General features: G+C 64.1%; 16 protein-coding genes. 10 read left to right on the top strand and 6 right to left on the bottom strand.

What is annotated here, in order from left to right:
- Nucleotides 1-114 precede the first annotated feature (114 nt).
- Complete coding sequence (locus AC3WJP_RS15070; RefSeq protein WP_493722509.1) at nt 115-369, top strand: hypothetical protein; 255 nt, start codon at nt 115-117, stop codon at nt 367-369.
- Here AC3WJP_RS15070 and AC3WJP_RS15075 read toward each other — a convergent pair.
- Nucleotides 366-560: a hypothetical protein gene (locus AC3WJP_RS15075; protein WP_493722510.1), complete on the bottom strand. Its 195-nt coding sequence runs from the start codon at nt 558-560 to the stop codon at nt 366-368. The genes AC3WJP_RS15070 and AC3WJP_RS15075 overlap by 4 nt on opposite strands.
- A gap of 177 nt (nt 561-737) precedes the next feature.
- On the opposite strand from AC3WJP_RS15075, the gene AC3WJP_RS15080 reads away from it, so the two are divergent.
- Complete coding sequence (locus tag AC3WJP_RS15080; RefSeq protein ID WP_493722511.1) at nt 738-959, top strand: hypothetical protein; 222 nt, start codon at nt 738-740, stop codon at nt 957-959.
- A gap of 1 nt (nt 960) precedes the next feature.
- Here AC3WJP_RS15080 and nadC read toward each other — a convergent pair whose 3' ends face one another.
- Entirely contained in the window at nt 961-1,809 is an 849-nt protein-coding gene (gene nadC / locus AC3WJP_RS15085) for a carboxylating nicotinate-nucleotide diphosphorylase (protein ID WP_493722512.1), read from the bottom strand.
- Between the two features lie 374 nt (nt 1,810-2,183).
- Here nadC and AC3WJP_RS15090 point away from each other — a divergent pair, with 374 nt between their 5' ends.
- The 3 genes from AC3WJP_RS15090 (at nt 2,184) to ampE (ending at nt 5,860) form a co-directional block, all read left to right on the top strand.
- Nucleotides 2,184-4,391: a DUF1631 domain-containing protein gene (locus tag AC3WJP_RS15090; protein ID WP_493722513.1), complete on the top strand. Its 2,208-nt coding sequence runs from the start codon at nt 2,184-2,186 to the stop codon at nt 4,389-4,391.
- 72 nt (nt 4,392-4,463) lie between these two features.
- Entirely contained in the window at nt 4,464-5,027 is a 564-nt protein-coding gene (ampD, locus tag AC3WJP_RS15095) for a 1,6-anhydro-N-acetylmuramyl-L-alanine amidase AmpD (RefSeq protein ID WP_493722514.1), read from the top strand.
- The gene (gene ampE / locus AC3WJP_RS15100; RefSeq protein ID WP_493722515.1) at nt 5,024-5,860 is read left to right on the top strand and encodes a regulatory signaling modulator protein AmpE; all 837 of its coding nucleotides are present in this window, start codon (nt 5,024-5,026) and stop codon (nt 5,858-5,860) included. The genes ampD and ampE overlap by 4 nt, the downstream gene beginning before the upstream one ends.
- Here ampE and AC3WJP_RS15105 read toward each other — a convergent pair.
- Nucleotides 5,854-6,648 carry a TatD family hydrolase gene (locus AC3WJP_RS15105; protein WP_493722516.1) on the bottom strand — a complete coding sequence of 265 codons (795 nt, stop codon included), beginning with the start codon at nt 6,646-6,648 and terminating at the stop codon, nt 5,854-5,856. The two genes, ampE and AC3WJP_RS15105, sit on opposite strands and share 7 nt — an antisense overlap.
- Nucleotides 6,649-6,650: 2 nt before the next feature.
- Nucleotides 6,651-7,646 carry a catabolite repressor/activator gene (cra, locus tag AC3WJP_RS15110; RefSeq protein WP_493722517.1) on the bottom strand — a complete coding sequence of 332 codons (996 nt, stop codon included), beginning with the start codon at nt 7,644-7,646 and terminating at the stop codon, nt 6,651-6,653.
- 350 nt (nt 7,647-7,996) lie between these two features.
- Between cra and ptsP the strand changes: the two genes are divergently transcribed.
- From ptsP to AC3WJP_RS15125, 3 genes are read left to right on the top strand one after another with little or no spacing between them, the layout of a single operon-like run.
- Entirely contained in the window at nt 7,997-10,864 is a 2,868-nt protein-coding gene (gene ptsP / locus AC3WJP_RS15115) for a phosphoenolpyruvate--protein phosphotransferase (RefSeq protein WP_493722518.1), read from the top strand.
- A complete protein-coding gene (gene pfkB / locus AC3WJP_RS15120; RefSeq protein WP_493722529.1) occupies nt 10,864-11,805 on the top strand; it encodes a 1-phosphofructokinase in 942 nt (313 codons plus the stop codon). Before ptsP ends, pfkB begins: the two co-directional genes overlap by 1 nt.
- A gap of 11 nt (nt 11,806-11,816) precedes the next feature.
- Entirely contained in the window at nt 11,817-13,550 is a 1,734-nt protein-coding gene (locus AC3WJP_RS15125) for a PTS fructose-like transporter subunit IIB (protein ID WP_493722519.1), read from the top strand.
- A gap of 89 nt (nt 13,551-13,639) precedes the next feature.
- Here the strand turns inward: AC3WJP_RS15125 and AC3WJP_RS15130 are convergent, their stop codons facing one another.
- Nucleotides 13,640-16,210, bottom strand: coding sequence for a PepSY domain-containing protein (locus tag AC3WJP_RS15130; RefSeq protein WP_493722520.1), 2,571 nt, complete (start codon nt 16,208-16,210; stop codon nt 13,640-13,642).
- Nucleotides 16,211-16,331: 121 nt separating this feature from the next.
- Nucleotides 16,332-18,575, bottom strand: a complete 2,244-nt coding sequence (locus tag AC3WJP_RS15135; protein WP_493722521.1) for a TonB-dependent receptor — start codon at nt 18,573-18,575, stop codon at nt 16,332-16,334.
- A gap of 205 nt (nt 18,576-18,780) precedes the next feature.
- On the opposite strand from AC3WJP_RS15135, the gene AC3WJP_RS15140 reads away from it, so the two are divergent.
- The gene (locus AC3WJP_RS15140) at nt 18,781-19,461 is read left to right on the top strand and encodes a Fe2+-dependent dioxygenase (RefSeq protein WP_493722522.1); all 681 of its coding nucleotides are present in this window, start codon (nt 18,781-18,783) and stop codon (nt 19,459-19,461) included.
- Between the two features lies 1 nt (nt 19,462).
- Nucleotides 19,463-20,215, top strand: a complete 753-nt coding sequence (locus tag AC3WJP_RS15145; RefSeq protein WP_493722523.1) for a tetratricopeptide repeat protein — start codon at nt 19,463-19,465, stop codon at nt 20,213-20,215.
- Nucleotides 20,216-20,296: the final 81 nt, after the last annotated feature.

Here is a 20,296-nt window from a genome sequence, read left to right on the forward strand (position 1 = left end):
CTTGGGTCACATCGAAAAGGCCAATAGTGGCAATAGATTCCACCCCCTACCGGACGGGGGCGCGGTTGCTCTACACTCGGTTCAGCTTCCCGCCACTACCAAAGAGAGGCCTTTGTGAACGCGCCGCAAAAACGCCGTACCTTCGATCGCATTCGTGATGCCGTGTTGCCTGAATACCGCGACCGGGTGGATGAGTATCTCGAACAGTATGAAAGTGTCTTGCACGATGAACTGGCCGAACCCGCCACCAGGACCGCCGCCGGGCAACAGTTGCGCGGCTATCTGCGTGGCCTCAACACCACCCGGGTGATCGGCATGGCCGAGTGGGAAGATCTGGACCACCGTGTGGTAGAAGCCTGGCTGCTCTAGGCCTCGCCGGAGTCGGACTTTTCCTGCTCGCTCAACTCTACCGCCAGCGCCGCCGCCTCCACGTCCGTGTGCCGATGGTGCACCTGGCCATCGGCGCCTTCTACCTGAAACACCACGTCCGGCGCCGAGTCATCGACGCGCAGCTCTTGCGGGATGTCCTTGCCGCTGAGTTTCTTCACCGAAATCGCCATGTGCCTGCCCCTGCAAGGTCGTAAAACAGTGGGACTGTAGCGGCAAGGAAGAGTGCGGTCGGATTGCCGACTGACCTGTGGGCGACTGCTGCCAGGCCACCATTCGTCAGCCCCGGAAACTTTCCCGGCCGGCCCGGCACTAACCCCCCAGAGCACAACTGCGCACGGGGGTAATCCATGGAAGCGAGCGACACCTTGACCAGCTACTGGGCGCTGGGGCTGGCGATTCCGTTGGTGGGGCTGGTGGCGATGTTCATGGAGCTGCATGCCCAGGCGCAGCCTGACGACAGCTGGTGGCACGACTGCCGGCAATCCATCCAGTGGGTAGGACGAACGTCGACGGCAGTATCGGTAGGGCTGTTTGCGATCGGTGCGCTACTGATGTGGGGAAGCGCTTGAGTCAGAGGCTCAAACGCATCGACAGGTCCACCGCTTTCACATCTTTAGTCATGGCGCCGATGGAGATGTAATCCACACCGGTTTCGGCAATCACCCGCAAGGTGCTGTCGTTGATGCCGCCGCTGGCTTCGAGCTTGGCGCGGCCGGCATTGAGGCGTACGGCTTCGCGCATGTCGTCGAGGCTGAGCTCGTCGAGCATGACGATGTCGGCGCCTGCGTCCAGGGCTTCTTTCAATTCGGCCAGGCTCTCCACTTCGATTTCCACCGGCTTGCCCGGGGCGATGCGGTGGGCGGCGCTGACCGCCTGGGCGATGCCGCCGCAGGCTGCAATGTGGTTTTCCTTGATCAGGAAGGCGTCGTACAGGCCGATGCGGTGGTTATGGCAGCCGCCGCAGGTGACGGCGTATTTCTGCGCAAGACGCAGGCCGGGCAGGGTCTTGCGGGTGTCGAGCAGTTTGACCTGGGTGTCGGCGACCTTGTCGGCGAAATACTGCGCGCGGGTGGCCACGGCCGAAAGCATCTGCAGGAAGTTCAGCGCCGTGCGCTCGCCGGTCAGCAGCGAGCGTGCCGGCCCTTCGAGGTGGAACAGCGGTTGATTGGCCGTGGCGCGCTGGCCGTCGCTGACCTGCCAGTGCACGGCAACCCGTGGATCGAGCTGACGAAACACCGCGTCGACCCAGGCGGTGCCGCTGATGGTGCAGTCGTCACGGGTGATGATGGTGGCCTTGGCCAGCCGCTCGGCGGGGATTAACTGAGCGGTGATATCGCCACTGCCGACGTCCTCGAGCAGTGCGCGACGCACATTGGCTTCGATTTCGGCGGTGAGGTCGGCGAGGCGTAGATTCGGCATGGCGGGCTCCCTGAACAAGTGCGGCGATTATAGGCAGCAAAGTGCGGGGAGGTAACCTTTGGCATTTGGCCACTATGCGCCGGAAATAATCGTGCCTTTGGTCGGCGTTTTCCTAACTATTTTTCAAATTTGTGGTCTACGGCTCAGCAGGTGCTCTTTGCAGTGAAGGCACTAGCAAGCCGTGGGCAATTCGCATAATAATGTGCGACTTGTTATTGACGTCACGTCTTTGACGTTTTCCTCCGTGATCCGTGAACTTTCGTTGTTCAACTCTGACAAAGAGTGTTCAGCAGGTGGGCGGTGCTTGGATGCCAGGGCTTGCAGTGAACGATCTCTCATATCGGGTTCCGAATCTACTCTGGCAGGGGGCAAGCATGCAGAACGACGGTAAGGTGGTGCCCTTGAACAAAGCGGCCGAGCAGGCTGCCAGTGCGCCGCTCGCTCGTTTGCCTGTGGTCCTCCTGCAAGTGCGCGACAAAGCCGCACAACAGTTGAAGCATGCCCTGCAGGCATTGTTCGACAATGCCGATGACACCCTGTTCGAAATGGCCGACAAGGCGCAGAACAACGTCGATCAAAACAACTTTTTCGAAGCCATGCGCGACTTGCGCTTGAAGCGAAAGAGTATCGAACGGGGGTTTCTGGACAAGTTCTACGAAGCCTTCGTTCGTATCGGTCAATATGATGTGGCCCACGATCCGGCCCCGCCCATGAGCTATGACAAGTTGGCACTGGTGCCCAACGATGAGCTCGAGCGCACCGTGGCCCTGGATGCCATGGTCGGCAAGGTGTTCGCGCGTGACGGGTTTGCCCTGGGGCAACTCACCACGCGCCTCAATACCCTGGTGCCGCGCCGCCTCGAAGACTCCACCAATCCCATGGGCCCCGCCATGCTCTGCGATTTTTTCCTGCAGGCCGGGCGCAACCTGGGGGTGGAGATCAAGGTCAAGCTGATCATCCTCAAGCTGTTCGAAAAGTACGTGCTGAGCGACACCGAAAAACTCTACGGTGACGCCAACCAGTTGCTCATCGCCACCGGGATCCTGCCGGAGCTCAAAGCCGCGCCGACCCGCCGTGCCGAAGACCGCCCGGCGCCCCGTGTGCGCAGCAACAACGATATCCCCACCAGCAGCGGTGCGCCCCAGCCGCCGCCGGATCAAGCCGTGCAGGAAGTCTTCACCGCCCTGCAGGATCTGATCCACGGCCTTCGCGGCAGCGTCGCGCCGAAGATGGAAACCCACAGCGAGCCGCAGCCGATCTCCACCAACGACCTCATGCGCCTGCTGTCGCACCTGCAACAATACGTGCCGAACGCTCCAGCGCATCAGGACGACTTCGATCTGCGCTATCAGTTGGAACAACTGCTGACCCGGGTCAGCGTCAAGAGCGGGAAGTTCCGCGTGGTAGGCGTGGTCGACGAAGACGTCATCAACCTGATCGCCATGCTGTTCGAGTTCATCCTCGACGACGGCAGCCTGCCGGACTCGCTCAAGTTGCTGATCGGTCGCTTGCAGATTCCGATGCTCAAAGTGGCGGTGCTGGACAAGAGCTTCTTTTCCCGCGGCAGTCATCCTGCTCGGCGCTTGCTCAACGAAATCGCCTCGGCGGCCATGGGCTGGGGCGGCCGCGACGATCATCAGCGCGACAGCCTTTATATGCGCATCGAGCAGATCGTCCAGCGCTTGCTCAACGACTTCGTCGACGATCCGGCGCTGTTTTCCGAGTTGCTGGTGGACTTTCTGGCTTTCAGCGCCGACGAACGCCGTCGCAGCGAACTGCTCGAGCAGCGCACCCGCGATGCCGAGGAGGGGCGTGCCAAGGCTGACCTGGCGCGGCGTCTGGTGCAGATCGAATTGAATCACCGCCTGTTCGGCAAGACCCTGCCCGAAGTGGTGGTGCGTCTGCTGGAAGAGGCCTGGAGCAAGGTGTTGCTGCTGGTGTGCCTCAAGCATGGCGTCGAGTCGCCGGAGTGGACCAGCGGCCTGCGCACCATGGACGACCTGATCTGGAGCGTCGAGCCGCACGATGAGCCGGCCGCGCGCATGCGTCTGCTGGAGCTCGTCCCGGGTCTGCTCAAGGCGCTGCGTGACGGCCTGACCAGCTCGGCGTTCGACCCGTTCGCCACCGGCGAATTCTTCAGCCAGCTCGAAGCCCTGCACGTGCAGGCCTTCCAGCGTGAGTTGGAGAGCGTCGACCCGGCTGCTCCCCACGACGAGCCACCCATGGTCGCGGTGCTTGAAGAGATCGTGCTCGAAGGTGCCGAGACCGCGCCGGCCGACGCGCAGATCGCCTTGGCCGATGACGATGCCGGGCTGGTGGAAGTCGACAAGCTGCGCCTGGGCAGCTGGGTCGAGATCCGCGAAGACGCCGAGTTCACCCTGCGCTGCAAGCTGACGGCGATCATCGAGTCCACCGGCAAGTACATTTTCGTCAACCGCACCGGGATGAAAGTGCTGGAGCGCACCCGCACCCAGCTGGCGCTGGAGTTCCGTGAAGGCCACGTGCGAGTGCTGGACGACACCCTGCTGTTCGATCGGGCGCTGGATTCGGTGGTCACCAACCTGCGCAAGCTCAAGGCTTGATGCACACCTGGCTGCACAAGGCCTGCGCTTCGCGGCATACTCTCCCGGTTGTCTCGCGTTCAAGGTAAGCCCATGCAGTTGGACCTTATCACTGGCTGGTGCGCCGGTGTACAGCATTGCCCCTCACCCAATTTCAATGAACGCCCGGCTGGCGAGATCTCGCTGCTGGTGATTCATAACATCAGCCTGCCGCCCGGCCAGTTCGGCACCGGCAAGGTACAACCGTTTTTCCAGAACCAACTGGATCACGGCGAGCATCCGTTCTTCGAGGAGATCGCCCACCTGCGGGTGTCGGCGCACTTTCTGATCGAGCGCGACGGCCGGGTCACTCAGTTCGTTTCCTGCCTGGATCGTGCCTGGCATGCCGGGGTCTCGCTGTTCGATGGCCGCGAGGGCTGCAACGACTTCTCCCTGGGGATCGAACTGGAAGGCACCGACACCCTGGCGTTCACCGATGCGCAGTACCGGGCGCTGATCACCTTGACCCGACAGTTGCAGGGGGCCTGGCCGGCCATTACTGTGGAGCGCATCTGCGGCCACAGCGATGTCGCGCCTGGCCGCAAGACCGATCCAGGCAGCGCCTTCGACTGGGTGCGCTATCGCGCCGGGTTGCGCGCCGAAGAGGATGCAAAATGAGTTTTCTGGTGTTGTTGCTGGTGTTGTTGATCGAGAAGTTCTCTGCGTTGCGCCAGCGTTTTCAGCGTGACGGGTTTTTCCTCGGCGAGCTGGCGCGGCTTGAAGTGCAGCGCAGCCTGGCGGCGCGGCCGTGGTTGCTGCTGATCATTCTGGTGCTGTTGCCGGCGGTGTTGCTGGGCCTGCTGCTGTTGGTGCTCAAGCCTGTGGCCTATGGCTTGCTGGCGCTGCCGGTGCATTTGCTGGTGGTGATCTACAGCCTGGGCCGCGGCGACATCAAGGCTTCCCTCGGGCCGTTGCGCGATGCCTGGCGCCGGGGTGATGAGCAGGCAGCGGTGCATGTGGCTGAACGCGATCTGGGGCTGGTGGCCGAAACCCCGGAGGCCTTGCTCGAGGGGGTGGAGAACCATTTGTTGTGGCACGCCTATCAGAGTTTCTTCGCGGTGGTGTTCTGGTATTTTCTGCTGGGGCCGGTGGCGGCGCTGAGCTATCGCCTGCTGGCCCTGATTGCCGAGCAGGGGCGCAATCCGGCGCTGGTCGAGCGTGCTGCGCAGTTGCGTCATGCCTTTGATTTTCTGCCGGTGCGGGTGCTGGCGGCGAGCTTTGCGATGGTGGGCAACTTCCTCGCGGTGAGCCGCGTGATGCTACACGAGTTGCTGAACTGGCACCTCAGTGCCTGGGACTTCATCGCCCGCTCCGGTCGCGTGGCGGGGGAGCTGTCGGCACCGCAGGTGGGCGCTGAAGGCGTCGAGAGCCTGGCCAGCCTGTGGGAACTGCTGCTGCGCTCGGCGGTGCTGTGGTACGCCGCGTTCGCGTTGTGGACGCTGTTCTACTGATCGTCGCCCGCTGGCCAGTTGAATAGCTGACAGGCATTGGCGCTGCTGGCCTCGGCCAGCGCCTCGGGCGTGCAGCCCATGATCTCGGCCAGCGCCCTGCAGATGTCCGGCAGGTGCACCGGGCTGTTGCGCACCCCCGGGTACATGGCCGGCGCCATGTCCGGGGAGTCGGTTTCCAGCACTACGCCCTCCAGCGGCAACTCGGCGATCACCTTGCGCAAGCGTAGTGCCTGGGGCCAGGTTGCCGCGCCGCCCAGGCCCAATTTGAAACCGAGCCTGAGATACTCCCGCGCTTCCTCCCGGCTACCTGAAAACGCATGGATGATCCCCGCGCGTTTGAGCTTGTACCGCTTGAGCGCGGCGGTCACCGGCGCATGGCTGCGACGCACGTGCAGCAACGCCGGCAACTCGAAGTCGGCGGCCAGCTGCAACTGCGCCTCGAACAAACCCTGCTGGCGTTCGCGATCAAGCTCGGGCAAATAGTAATCCAGGCCGAACTCGCCCACGGCGCACAACTGCGGATCACCCGCCAGGCGTTCCAGCCAATCGCGCAATTGCCGCAGATGCTCAGGGCGGTGCGAGTCGAGATACACCGGGTGCAGACCCAGCGCCGCATACAAGCGCGAATCGGCCTTGACCCCGTCCCACACCCGCTGCCAGTTACCACGCTCGACGCCCAGCACCACCATGTGCTCGATCCCTGCGGCCTGCGCCTGGGCCAGCAGCGCCAGGCGATCGCCGTCGAAGTCGGGAAAGTCCAGGTGGGTGTGGGTGTCGATCAGGCGCATCCTCAAGCCTCGGCGATGCGCTGCTTGAAGGTCCGCGGGATCGCGTGCACACCCGTTTCGTACGAGTTTTGCTCGATGGCCGCCAAAGCCAGGGCCAACGCCTGCTCGGCGATCAGTTCGTGTTGCTGGGCCATGGCATTCACTGGCAGCGGCAGGAAGTCCAGCAGTTGCGTGTCACCGAAGGTGGCCAGGTGCAGCGGCTGGGTGTCGAGCCTGAGCCCTTGCAGGATGTCGAACACGCCTTGCAACAGCACGTAGGAGGTGGTCACCAGGGCGTCCGGCAGATGCCCCAGGTGCTGCAGCAGGTCGCTCATCAACTGCCGCCCGCATTCGCGGCTGAACGCCTCGCCCTGTTGCAGCAGCACGTTGCCGTCGAAGCCTTCGAGGGCTTCCTGAAAGCCCCAGGTCCGCTCCTGGCTGACGCTCAGTTCCGGTCGCGCGCCAATCAGTGCGATATGCCGGGGCGTGGGGCGCAGCAGGCTGCGGGTCAGTTGCAGGCTGGCGTTGCGGTCGTCGCTGATGACCGAGCAGAAGTGCCGAGGGTCCAGGCAGCGGTCGATACCGATCACCGGCGTGCCCTTGCTCTGCAGCAACTGATAGCTGTCGTCTTCGGCGGGCAGGCAGGTGGCCACGAACAAGGCGTCGCAGCGCCGAGCCTGAAACAATTGCTGCAGCTGGCGCTCGCTGGTCGGGTCATCGTCGGAGCTGGCGATGAGCAATTGATAGCCCTTGGCCCGCGCGCGCTGTTCGAGGATCTTGGCGATCCGCGCGTAGCTGGGGTTCTCGAGGTCGGGGAGGATGAAGCCCAGGGTGCGGGTGTGGCGGCTGCGCAATCCGGCGGCCTGGGGGTTGGGCGTGAACCCATGGGCGTCCACCACGGCGCGTACGCGCTCCACGGTAGCGGCGCTGATGCGTTGCTGTTCGGCCTTGCCGTTGATGACATAGCTTGCGGTGGTGACCGAGACCCCGGCCAGGCGGGCGATATCGCTGAGTTTCAACCGAAATTTCCTTGTTCTGCTGAGCGAGACGACATGAGCGTCGGCCAAGGCTCTATTGTTACCGATCCGCAGTGCGTGCGGCAGTTCAACCTGTTTTTTGCACCGCCGAGCGACAGGAAGGGCTTCATTGGTCGCAGATTATCGAGTAACGTGCCAGTCATTCTAGATTAAACGATTCAGCTGGCGAGTCCATGCGGTAAATCTGCTTTGATCGGGGTCGTACTCTTATCCCGCTCAACACCAGCCGATCCTTGATCCTGTATAGCGGCGTTGCGCAGTTGATCGCCTCTATGTCGATTCGTCTACAACAATACCTCAGCGCCCCGATGACGCTGCAAAGGAGTAAGGCAATGCTCGAGCTCACTATAGAGCAGATTTCCATGGGCCAGACGGCGGCGGACAAGCCCGCCGCCCTGCAATTGCTGGCGGGCAAACTGGTGGCCGACGGCCTGGTCGCCGAGGGTTACCTGGCCGGGCTGCAGGCCCGCGAAGCTCAAGGCTCGACCTTTCTGGGGCAGGGCATCGCCATCCCCCACGGTACCCCCGAAACCCGCGACCTGGTGTACGCCACCGGTGTGCGCCTGCTGCAATTTCCCGAGGGTGTGGACTGGGGCGACGGCCAGATCGTCTACCTGGCCATCGGCATCGCCGCCAAATCCGATGAGCATCTGCGCCTGCTGCAGCTCCTGACTCGCGCACTGGGCGAGACCGATCTCGGTCAGGCCCTGCGCCGCGCCACGTCCGCCGAGGCGTTGTTGAAACTGCTGCAAGGCGCGCCGCAGGAACTGGCGCTGGATGCGCAGATGATCGGCCTGGGAGTGGCCGCCGACGACTTCGAAGAACTGGTGTGGCGCGGCGCTCGTTTGCTGCGCCAGGCCGATTGCGTGAGCGGTGGCTTTGCCGCCGTGCTGCAGCAGGTCGAAGCGCTGCCGCTGGGTGATGGCCTGTGGTGGCTGCACAGCGAGCAGACGGTCAAGCGCCCGGGCCTGGCATTCGTCACCCCGAGCCAGCCGCTGCGCTACCTCGGCCAGCCGTTGACCGGGCTGTTCTGCCTGGCCAGCCTCGGCGAAGCCCATCAGGCCTTGCTCGAGCGCTTGTGCGCCTTGCTGATCGAAGGCCGCGGCCAGGAACTCGGGCGCGCCACCAGCACCCGTGCGGTGCTCGAAGTCCTGGGCGGTGAAGTGCCGGCCGACTGGCCCAGCGCACGTATCACCCTGGCCAATGCCCACGGCTTGCATGCACGCCCGGCCAAGATCCTCGCGCAACTGGCCAAGAGTTTCGACGGCGAGGTGCACCTGCGCCTGGTCGACAGCAACGAGCCGGCGATCTCTGCCAAGAGCCTGAGCAAGCTGTTGAGCCTGGGCGCCCGTCGCGGTCAGGTACTGGAATTGATCGCCGAGCCCAGCGTTGCCGCCGATGCGTTGCCGGCCTTGCTGGCGGCCATCGAGTCTGGCCTGGGTGAGGAAGTCGAGGCGCTGCCCGTGGCCACCGCCGTGGTTGAGAAAGTCGCTGAAATCGAGCCCGAAGTCAGCGTTCAAGTCCCTGTCGCCGGCCAGCGCGTGCAAGGTATCGCGGCGGCTCCCGGCATTGCGGTGGGCCCGGCCCATGTGCAGGTGCTGGCCGATTTCGATTTCCCGCTGCGCGGCGAAAGCCCGGCGGCCGAACGTCAACGTCTGCAAGCGGCGTTGACCGCCGTGCGTGCCGACATCGAGGCGCTGGTGCAGCGCAGCAGCGTCAAGGCCATCCGCGAGATATTCATCACTCACCAGGAGATGCTCGACGACCCGGCCCTCACCGACGAAGTCGAAGCGCGGCTCAAGCACAACGAAAGCGCGGCCGCCGCCTGGAACACCGTCATTGAGGCCGCTGCCCGTCAGCAGGAATCGCTGCAGGACGCGCTGCTGGCCGAGCGCGCCGCCGACCTGCGTGACATCGGCCGCCGCGTGCTGGCCGAGCTGTGTGGCGTGCAGACCGTCGAAGCGCCGGATCAGGCCTACATCCTGGTGATGGACGAAGTCGGCCCCTCCGATGTGGCCCGGCTCGATCCGACCCGCGTCGCCGGCATCCTCACCGCCCGCGGTGGCGCCACGGCGCACAGCGCTATCGTCGCCCGCGCCCTGGGCATTCCTGCCGTGGTCGGCGCAGGTGCCGCAGTGCTGTTGATCACGCCGGGCACGCCGCTGTTGATCGACGGCCAGCGCGGCGTGCTCACCGTCGAGCCCGCCGCCGAGGTGCTGGAAAAAGCCCTCGCCGAGCGCGACAGCCGCGAGCAGCGCTTGCAGGCCGCTGCCGCCCGTCGTCACGAAACCGCAGTGACCCGCGATGGCCATGCGGTGGAAGTGTTCGCCAACATCGGCGAAAGCGCCGGCGTGGCCGCTGCGGTGGAGCAGGGTGCTGAAGGCGTCGGCCTGCTGCGCACCGAACTGATTTTCATGGCCCACTCCCAGGCGCCGGACGAAACCGTGCAGGAAGCCGAGTATCGCCGTGTGCTCGACGGCCTGGCAGGGCGGCCGCTGGTGGTGCGCACCCTCGATGTGGGCGGCGACAAGCCGCTGCCCTATTGGCCGATCGCCAAGGAGGAAAACCCCTTCCTCGGCGTGCGCGGCATCCGTTTGACCTTGCAGCGTCCGCAGTTGATGGAGGGCCAGTTGCGTGCCTTGTTGCGCGCCGCCGACAACCGCCCGCTGCGGATCATGTTCCCCATGGTCGGCAGCGTCGAAGAATGGCGCCAGGCGCGGGACATGACCGAGCGGCTGCGCGCCGAGATCCCGGTCGCCGACCTGCAACTGGGGATCATGATCGAGGTGCCGTCCGCTGCCCTGTTGGCGCCGGTGCTCGCCCGCGAGGTGGACTTCTTCAGCGTCGGCACCAACGACCTGACCCAGTACACCTTGGCCATCGACCGCGGTCACCCGACGCTGTCGGCCCAGGCCGATGGCCTGCATCCGGCGGTGTTGCAACTGATCGACATCACCGTGCGCGCCGCCCATGCCCATGGCAAGTGGGTGGGCATCTGCGGCGAATTGGCGGCAGACCCTGCAGCCGTGCCGTTACTGGTCGGTCTGGGGGTAGATGAATTGAGTGTCTCGGCGCGCAGCATTGCCGAGGTCAAGGCCGGGGTCCGCGAGTTGACCCTGGCACAAGCACAAGCGTGGGCGCAGCAAGCCCTCACGCTGGGCACCGCCGCCGAAGTGCGGGCCCTGGTGGAGAACGCATGATGGCCAAGATCCTGACCCTTACCCTCAACCCCGCGCTCGACCTGACCATGGAGCTGACCTCCCTGCGCCTGGGCGAAGTCAACCGCGGCGACGCGCTGCACGTGCACGCCGCCGGCAAAGGCATCAACGTCGCCCAGGTACTGGCCGACCTCGGCCATGAACTGACGGTGGCGGGTTTTCTCGGCGCCGACAACACCGGGCATTTCGATGAGTTGTTCACTGCCCGTGGTTTCGTCGACGAGTTCGTCCGCGTGCCGGGCGAGACGCGCCGCAACATCAAACTGGCGGAGACCGGTGGCCGTGTCACCGACGTCAACGGCCCCGGCCCGCAGGTCAGTGAAGAGGCGCAGCAGTTGTTGTTCGAACGCCTGGAGCAGATCGCCCCAGGCCACGATGTGGTCATCGTCGCCGGCAGCCTGCCCCGCGGCATCAGCCCGCAGTGGTTGCAGGCGCTGCTCGAACGCTTGCACGCCATGGGCCTCAAGGTGGTGCTCGACACCAGTGGCGCGGCTTTGCGCGCAGGCCTCACGGCACAGCCTTGGTTGATCAAGCCCAACACCGACGAGTTGACCGAAGTGCTCGGCGAAACCGTCAGCACCCTGGACGATCAAGCCCGCGTGGCCGCCCAGCTGCGCGCCCGTGGCATCGAGCACGTGGTCATTTCCCAGGGCGCTCAGGGCGTCAACTGGTTCCACAGCCAGGGCGCCTGGCAGGCCCTGCCGCCGACGGTGGATGTCGCCAGCACCGTGGGTGCGGGTGATTCGCTGTTGGCCGGGATGGTCCACGGGCTCCTCAGCCAACATGACGATGCCCAGACCCTGCGCAAGGCCACGGCGATCGCCGCCATGGCGGTGATGCAGATCGGCTTCGGCATCGGTGATCACGATGCACTGGAACGGCTCGAAAGCGGCGTCAGCGTCCGCGCGCTCGCAGAACAATAAGAGGGTCTGAAATGAAGTTAGCCATTGTCACGGCGTGCCCCAACGGGCGCGTCTCCAGCGTGCTCAGTGCGCGCCTGCTGGATGCCGCCGCTCAGCGTCAGGGCTGGAGCACCAGTGTTGAAGTGCATGATCCGCAGCATCCGGAGCGCCAGCTGACCCAGGCCACCATCGATGAGGCCGAGTGGGTGCTGGTGGTCAACACCGGGTCGCTGGACCTGCGCCGCTTCGCCGGCAAGCGCCTGTACCAGAGCACGCCGGCCCATGCGCTGCAAGACGTCGAGGCGTTTCTGCGCGATGCGGCGGCGCAGGCCCAGCCCTATGTGCCGGTGGCCGAGGCGGGCCCGGCGGTCGGCGCCGATCGTGCGCCGCGTCTGGTGGCGATCACCGCCTGTCCGACCGGCGTGGCGCACACCTTCATGGCGGCCGAGGCCCTGCAACAGGCGGCCAAACAGCTGGGCTACGAGCTCAAGGTCGAGACTCAGGGCTCGGTGGGCGCGCGCGATCCACTGAGCGCTACGGCGATCGCCGAGGCCGATGTGGTGTTGCTGGCCTGCGATATCGACGTCGCTACCGAGCGGTTTGCCGGCAAGCGGATTTTCCGCTGCGGCACCGGTGTGGCCCTCAAGCAGTCCCAGGCGACCTTGAAAAAGGCCTTGGCCGAAGCCAAGCAGGAATCCAGCGCCAAGGCTGAAGGCGCGGCCCCGGCGCGCAAGGAGAAGACCGGCGTCTACAAGCACCTGCTCACGGGCGTGTCCTACATGCTGCCGATGGTGGTGGCGGGGGGCTTGATGATCGCGCTGTCGTTCGTGTTCGGCATCAAGGCCTTCGAAGAACCGGGCACGCTGGCTGCAGCGCTCAAGCATGTCGGCGATGCTGCGTTCACCCTGATGGTGCCGTTGCTGGCGGGCTACATCGCCTATTCGATCGCCGACCGCCCGGGCCTCGCGCCGGGCATGATCGGCGGCCTGCTGGCGAGCACGTTGCTGGCGGGCTTCCTCGGGGGTATCGTCGCGGGCTTTATCGCTGGCTACACGGCCTTGGCCATGAGCCGCTATATCCGCTTGCCGGCCAGCCTCGATGCGCTCAAACCGATCCTGATCATCCCGTTGCTGGCGTCGTTGATTACCGGCTTGCTGATGCTCTATGTGGTCGGCTCGCCGATTGCGGGAGTGATGGCGGCCCTGACCGAGTTCCTCAAGAGCATGGGCACCACCAACGCCATTCTGCTGGGGATCTTCCTCGGCGGCATGATGTGCGTCGACCTCGGCGGCCCGGTGAACAAGGCGGCCTATGCGTTTTCGGTGGGCTTGCTGGCCAACGGCAGCCAACTGCCGATGGCCGCGGCCATGGCGGCGGGCATGGTGCCGCCGATCGGCCTGGCCATTGCCACCTTCATCGCGCGCCGCAAGTTCGCCCAGAGCGAGCGGGAGGCGGGCAAGGCGGCCTTGGTGCTGGGGCTGTGCTTCATTTCCGAAGGGGCGATTCCGTTCGCGGCCAAGGACCCGTTACGGGTTATTCCGGCCAGCATCGCTGGTGGTGCGCTGACCGGCGCGCTGTCGATGTACTTCGGCTGCCAGCTGGCCGCGCCCCATGGCGGCTTGTTCGTGTTGCTGATCCCGAACGCCATGAACCATGCGCTGCTGTATCTGCTGGCGATCGTGGCGGGGAGTGTGGTGACCGGGGTGGTTTACGCGTTGATCAAGCGGCCTGAAACCCAGGAAATAGCACTGGCCGAACCCGCCTGATAGCGCCTCCCCCTCGCTACAGGGGAGTGCGTTGTCGGTCATTGCATGGGAGTGCGGTGTCAGCCCCGTGCATGGGGGTGCGGTGTCGGTCAGTACACATCCCGGCGATACCGCCCCTGCTCGACCAACTGCTCCACAGCCTCCTCGCCGAGCACCTGTTTCAACACCTCATCCACCCCGCCGGCCATGCCGATCAGGCTGCCGCATACGTAGATATAGGCGCCGTCGGCCAGCCATTGCTGTAACTGCACTGCGGCGTCGAGCAAGCGGTCCTGGACATAGATCTTCTCGCTCTGGTCCCGTGAAAACGCCAGATCGAGCCGCTGCAGATCGCCGCGCTGCACAGCGCCTTGCAGCTCATCCTTGCAGTAGAAGTCATGCTCGGCATTGCGCTCGCCAAACACCAGCCAGTTGCGCTGCTGCCCCCGCGCAATCCGCGCTTGCAGCAGGCTGCGTAAACCCGCCAGCCCGGTGCCGTTGCCCAGCAGAATCACCGGTGCATCCTCGCTCGGCAGATGGAAGCTGCTGTTACGACGAATGCGCAGGCTGATGTGGGTACCCACCGCCGCGTGCTCGCACAACCAACCCGAGCCCATCCCCAATGTGCCGTCCGGATGCCGTTCCAGGCGCACGATCAATTGCAGCCGACCGTCTTCAGCCACCGAGGCGATGGAATATTCACGCGCATCCAACGGAATCAGCGCATCCACCACTGCCTGAGCGTGCAGGCCCACCAGATGCTCGGTGCTGGCCGGCAACTGGCGCATCGCCAGGGCCTGGCCAAGGGGTTCTTCGAGGTCGTTCAGGCGGACCTTGGCATATGCCGACAGGCCAAGGCGCTTGAGCAGTGCATCGATTGCCGCAGCGCTATTGCGCGGCAGCACCTCGACAAGGTCGCCAGCCTCCCAGTGGCTACCTGCAGGCCCCTGCAGATCCAGCAGATACACCGGCGAGCCGGCGCTGCCGGGGTTCAGTCGTTGGCGTTGTTGCAGGCTCCAGGCCTCGAACACCGGCGCCTGCCACGCGGTGGTCGGCGTGCTGCCGGTGAGTTGTGCCAGCTGGCGCTGCCACTGCTGCAAGGCCTCGCTGTCGGCGTTGTCGACCTCCACCGGGGTAAAGGCCGGGCGAGCGCCGTGCTGTTCCAGCCAGCCCTGCAGGCGCTGGCCGAAGGCGCAGAAGTTCGCGTACTGACGATCCCCCAGCGACAGTAGAGCGAAGCGGATATGCCCCAGCGCGTAGGCCTGGCCCAGCACCTTGCGCTCGAAACCTCGCGCGTTGTCCGGTGCCTGGCCGTCGCCGAAAGTACTGACCACGAACAGCGCCTGCTGCGTGGCCTGCCAGTCGTTGTCGTCCAGCTGCGCCAGCGAACGCACCCGCACGCTGTGCCCTGCGGCTTGTAGCTGACCCGCAGACTGCCACGCCAGTTGCTCGGCCAGACCGCTCTGGCTGGCGAAGGCCACCAGCCAGTCGCTGACGCCGGCGGGCTGCTCGGCGACATTGCCACGGGAACGGGCGATCTCGCGCTTTTTGCGCCGGCGGTCCAGATACAGCAGCCAGCCGGTCACGAAGAACAGCGGCATGCACAGGCTGGCCAAGGTCATCAGAATGCGCCCGACGATGCCGAAGTAGCTGCCGACGTGCAGCGCATAGATGCTGGCGAACAGCTGCCCGCCCAACGGCTGATCGGCATAGCGCTGTTGCTTGAGCACTTTGCCGGTGCCCGGCTCCAGCGAGATCTGGTTGAGCGCACGCTCGTGGGGGGAGCTGCGCAGCAGGTAGAACACGCTCGCCGGTTGCCCGCCGTTGGCGGCCACGCGCAGCACGAAGGAGGTCAGTTCAGGTCCGGCGGTGCGCTTGATGCTGTCAAACAGCGCATCGTAGTCGACGGCTGCGACTGCTTCGGCCTCGGGTTTCGCCTGGCTCTGCTTGCCACCCCCCGGCGGCCCGTCGCGGCGGCGCTGCTCACCCGCAGGCGGCCCGCCCACCAGCAACGCATTCACCCCATCGCGAAACCAGCCGTACGACCAGGTCAGCCCGGTCACGGCCGACATGAGGTAGAACACCAGACACCAGGTGCCGAACACCGAGTGCAGGTCCCAGTTGAACGCGCGGCCTTTCTTCGCCCAGTCCAGTGTCAACCAGGCTCGCCAGTCGAGTGCCTGCCGCGGCCAGCGCAGGTACAGCCCCGACAGAGCGAAGAACAACAGGATCAGGGTGCAGGCGCCGGTGATCTGCCGGCCGGTGTCGCCGATGGTCAAGAAGCGGTGCAGTTGCAGGACGAACTCGAAGAAGTCCTGGCCCATCACTTCGCCCTGCATCTGCCCGGTAAAGGGATCGAAATAGCGCTGCGTACCGCGGCGTTCACCCGGTGCTGGCGCGTAGTTGACCCGCGCGGCGTCGCCCAGTGCGGTATCGATGCGCAGCCCGAAGACCTTCTCGCCCTGCGCGGCCTCCAGCAACGGCACCAGTCGCGTGAGCGGCATGATGCCCTCGGGGCGCACTTGCACACTCATGCTCTGTGGATTGAGCGCATGCAGGATCTCGTCCGAAAACGAATACAGGGCGCCGCTGATACCCATGACGGCCAGCACCAGCCCGGCAGTGATGCCGAAAAACCAGTGCAACTGGAAGAGGACTTTCTTGAACACGCAAACCACCATGAAATCGGTAAAAGGGGCAGGGCGCCGGGATTATGGCAAAAAGCATTAAGAATTATTCAGCTTTTACACGCAAAAACCCCGCTTAGGTCAATAAGCGGGGCTGGTGTGCGGTGCTACAGAATCAGAAGTGGAAGCTGGCACTCATCATTGCGGTGCGGCCCGGGGCCACGTGCGCGTAGTGAGTGGTGAAGATCTGATCGAAGTAACGCTTGTTGGTCAGGTTCTGTACGTTGAGCTGCAGGTCGACGTTTTTGGTCAGCTTGTAGCTGGCCATCGCGTCGTAGCGCCAGTACGAGGGAATCTCGATGGAGTTGGCTTCATTGCCGAAACGCTGGTCGACGAAGGTTGCGCCCGCGCCCAGGGTGAGTTTGGGCACCACTTCATAGGTCGACCACAGGTTGAAGCTGTTACGCGGCGTACTTGGCATGTGATTGCCTTTGTCGGCTGCGGTGGAGGTCTTGACCAGCTCGCTTTCCATGTAGGTGTAGCCACCGAACACTTTCCACTGGCGCGTGATATTGCCGGTGTAGGTGAACTCGAAACCTTGTACGCGCTGCTCGCCATCCAGGACCTGGAAGCTGGAGTTGTCCGGATCGGTGATACGGGCGTTGGTCTTTTCGGTGCGGAACAGCGCGGCGGTCAGCGACAGGTCGTCGTCGAAGAAGTCCCACTTGGTACCGACTTCATAGTTGCGGCTCTTTTCCGGATCGAGGTCGGCGTTGTTGGCCGCGATCTCCTGCCCACCGTTACCGGCGGTTTCACCCGACGGGTTGCTGGAGGTGGACCATGCCGCATAGACGCTGCCGTTGGGCAGTGGCTTGTACACGACGCCGAGTTGATAGCTCCAGATGTCGCTGGTTTTTTCGCGGTTGAAATTACCGGCCACCGAACCGCGGCCACCGGTGGAGTAGCCACTGGAGGCGATTTCGTAGTGATCCAGACGCAGGCCCAGGTTCAACGACCATTGTTCGTTGAATTTCAACGTGTCGAACACATAGGCCGCGCTGTTTTTGGCGTCGGTGTCGGTGTACGCCAGGCTGTCGGTGATCGAGCCGTTCCAGCTGTCATGGGGATTTGGATCGTAGGCGCTGGTGCAGTCGTGGGACGCCAGCAAGGCGGCGTTACAGGTGTTGCCGGTGCTTGCCACGCCGATGTTGTAGCCGCGGTTGTGGGTGTCCTGATACGAGAACTCGATACCGGTGGCCAGGCTGTGTTCAAGGCTGCCTGTGTTGAATTTGGTGGTCAGGTCAGTCTGGTTGACGAAGCCCGAGGACGTCGAATTGCGGTTCTTGGACGAACGATACAGCAGGCCGTTGGCGACGTTGCCACGGCTGTCGTCGGGGTTGGTGACGATGTAGTCCAGCGTCGAACGCGACATGCGGAAGCTGTTGGAGAGGGTCGTATCTTCGTTGAGGTCATGCTCGATGCGGATCGTGCCGCTGTCGTTGACGCTTTTACGGTAGTCACGGTCGTTCAGACCGTAGAAGTTGCTCTTGCTGACGTTGGCCGGCCCATCGACGTGATACTTGCTGCGGTTGCTGCTCAGGGTCAGCGGAATGCCGTAGTCCGGCATGTCGTCGGTGCGCAGGTGATAGTAATCGACCATTACACGGGTATCGGTGCCAAGGCCGAAGGCGAACGAGGGGGCGAAGCCCCAGCGGCTGTTGTCGACATCGTCGCGGCCCGCCACGTTGTTCTCGTGTTTCATCAGGTTCAGACGAAACGCCGAAGTTTCGGTCAGCTGTTTGTTCACGTCCAGGGTGTAACGCTGGGTCTGATCCGAGCCGAAGCTGTATCCGCCGTTGTAGGCGTCGCCGAGTTTGGCGCTCTTGGTGATCAGGTTGAGGCTGCCGCCGGTGGAACCGACGCCGGTATAGGCAGAGCTTGGGCCTTTGCTGACTTCGACGGATTCGACGTTGAAGATCTCGCGGCTCTGCGCCGCCACGTCGCGCATGCCGTCGATGAAGATATCGCTTTCGGCACCGAAGCCGCGAATGATCGGACGGTCGGAGTTCGGGTTGCCGCCTTCACCGGCTCCGAAGGTGATGCCCGGCGTAGTGCGCAGCGCGTCGGTCAGTGACATCGCACCCGTGTCGCGGATCACCTGTTGCGGGATGACGGTGAGCGTCTTGGCCGAATCGCGCAGAGGTGCCGTCATTTTCTTCGACTCGGAGACGTCGGTCTTGTAACTGGTCTCCGATTGCTGGGCATTGATGTCGGTAGCGCCCAGCGAAATGGATTTGCCATCGCTCTGCTCGGCGGCCTGGGCCAGATGCCCTGCCGAAAAGGCTGTGATCGCCATACCGACCGCAGAAGCTAAGGCGCGCGGAGCGCCGAGCGCATTTTGCATGTTTTGACGCGACATGAATTGTTACCTTCCCCAAGGTTGAGGCGGCGAAATATAGGGGAAGTGTTCCTCTGTAGCAATTGAGACACATTGCTATTTGCGGTTAATTTACATTCTTTACACATTTCGACCATGGGATTTTCACGATTCCTTCACGGGGTGGTTGTGCTCAGGCAATAAGAATCAATATCATTGACGCCTTTCCGCTTTCAGGCCGCGCACCATGCTCATTCACATCCCCGGCGTCTTCAGCCGCGACGAAGTCGGCCGCATCCGCGAGGCGCTGGAGCAGGCCGATTGGGCTGATGGCAAGATTACCGCCGGTCATCAATCGGCCAAGGCCAAGCACAATCTGCAACTGCCCGAGAGCCACCCGCTGAGCAAGGAAATCGGCGCCGCGCTGCTCGAGCGTCTGTGGAGCCATCCGCTGTTCATGTCGGCGGCGTTGCCGAACAAGGTGTTCCCGCCGTTGCTGAACTGCTACCGGGCCGGCGACAACTTCGGTTTTCATATCGATAACGCCGTGCGCCAGGCCCGGGGCAATCCAGAGCGAGTCCGTACGGATCTGTCCACCACGCTGTTCTTCAGCAACCCTGAGGATTACGACGGTGGCGAACTGGTGATCCAGGACACCTTCGGCACCCGCGAGATCAAGCTGGCGGCCGGGGATCTGGTGCTGTACCCGGGCACCAGCCTGCACAAGGTCAACCCGGTGACGCGCGGCGTGCGTTACGCCGCGTTCTTCTGGACTCAGAGCCTGGTGCGCGAAGACGCACAGCGCGCCTTGCTGTTCGAGATGGACACGGCGATCCAGCGCCTGACCCAGGATGTGCCCGATCACCCGTCGCTGATCCAGCTCACCGGCACCTATCACAACCTGCTGCGCCGCTGGGTGGATGTCTGACATGGGCTTCGAGATGCGCCGTGAAGAAGTCCTCGATGCCGACAGCCTGCGCACGATGCTCGATGAGCAGCCGGGGCGGGCGGCCCAGGCGATCCTGGCCGCGGCCGGGCAGAACGTGGTCGAGGCCCAGGCATTGCTGGGGCAGATCCTTCTCGATGGTCGCGGTATCGCTCAGGATCAGCCCCTGGCCTTGCGCTGGTTCGCCATCGCCGCCGACGCCGGGCACTTGATGGCGCGCAACATGCTTGGCCGTTGCCATGAGCACGGTTGGGGCTGCGCCGCCGACGCGCGCGAGGCGGCGGTGCATTACCGCCTGGCTGCGGCGGCGGGGCTGGACTGGGGCTTGTACAACTACGCCAACCTGTTGAGCACCGGGCGCGGTGTGGCCGTGGATCAGGAGCTGGCGCTAGCCTGCTACCGCAAGGCGGCGAATCTGGGGCACGCCAAGTCGATGAACCTTTACGGTCGCTATCTGGAGCTTGGAGTGGCCTGTGAAGCGAACCCGGCCGAGGCATTCGACTGGTACGAACGCTCGGCTGAAGCCGGTGATTTTCGCGGGCAGTTCAGCCATGCCTCGGTACTGGCCAGCAAGGGCCAGGTCGAGCTGGCGCTGGCGTGGTTCGAAGAGGCGCTGCGCATTGGTAACGCCAACTTCCTGCGGGTCAGCGGGCCGCACCTCGAAAGCGCGGAAGACGAGCGGATCAGGGCGTTGGCTCCGCGCTATCACGCACGGCTGGCCGAGCTCGGTGGCTGAAACGACCCTGTGGTGAGGGGGCTTGCTCCCGATGCGGTGGGTCAGTTGCAAATGTTCTGTCTGCAATACCGCATCGGGAGC

The organism is Pseudomonas sp. GW821-FHT01A09 (assembly GCF_058986725.1).

Coding starts and splice junctions, on each gene's coding strand:
- ampD (WP_493722514.1), top strand. CDS start 4,464: ATGCAGTTGGACCTTATCACTGGCTGGTGCGCCGGTGTACAGCATTGC.
- AC3WJP_RS15145 (WP_493722523.1), top strand. CDS start 19,463: ATGGGCTTCGAGATGCGCCGTGAAGAAGTCCTCGATGCCGACAGCCTG.
- AC3WJP_RS15080 (WP_493722511.1), top strand. CDS start 738: ATGGAAGCGAGCGACACCTTGACCAGCTACTGGGCGCTGGGGCTGGCG.
- AC3WJP_RS15135 (WP_493722521.1), bottom strand. CDS start 18,575: ATGTCGCGTCAAAACATGCAAAATGCGCTCGGCGCTCCGCGCGCCTTA.
- AC3WJP_RS15075 (WP_493722510.1), bottom strand. CDS start 560: ATGGCGATTTCGGTGAAGAAACTCAGCGGCAAGGACATCCCGCAAGAG.
- AC3WJP_RS15090 (WP_493722513.1), top strand. CDS start 2,184: ATGCAGAACGACGGTAAGGTGGTGCCCTTGAACAAAGCGGCCGAGCAG.
- nadC (WP_493722512.1), bottom strand. CDS start 1,809: ATGCCGAATCTACGCCTCGCCGACCTCACCGCCGAAATCGAAGCCAAT.
- pfkB (WP_493722529.1), top strand. CDS start 10,864: ATGGCCAAGATCCTGACCCTTACCCTCAACCCCGCGCTCGACCTGACC.
- AC3WJP_RS15125 (WP_493722519.1), top strand. CDS start 11,817: ATGAAGTTAGCCATTGTCACGGCGTGCCCCAACGGGCGCGTCTCCAGC.
- AC3WJP_RS15105 (WP_493722516.1), bottom strand. CDS start 6,648: ATGCGCCTGATCGACACCCACACCCACCTGGACTTTCCCGACTTCGAC.
- AC3WJP_RS15140 (WP_493722522.1), top strand. CDS start 18,781: ATGCTCATTCACATCCCCGGCGTCTTCAGCCGCGACGAAGTCGGCCGC.
- AC3WJP_RS15130 (WP_493722520.1), bottom strand. CDS start 16,210: ATGGTGGTTTGCGTGTTCAAGAAAGTCCTCTTCCAGTTGCACTGGTTT.
- ampE (WP_493722515.1), top strand. CDS start 5,024: ATGAGTTTTCTGGTGTTGTTGCTGGTGTTGTTGATCGAGAAGTTCTCT.
- ptsP (WP_493722518.1), top strand. CDS start 7,997: ATGCTCGAGCTCACTATAGAGCAGATTTCCATGGGCCAGACGGCGGCG.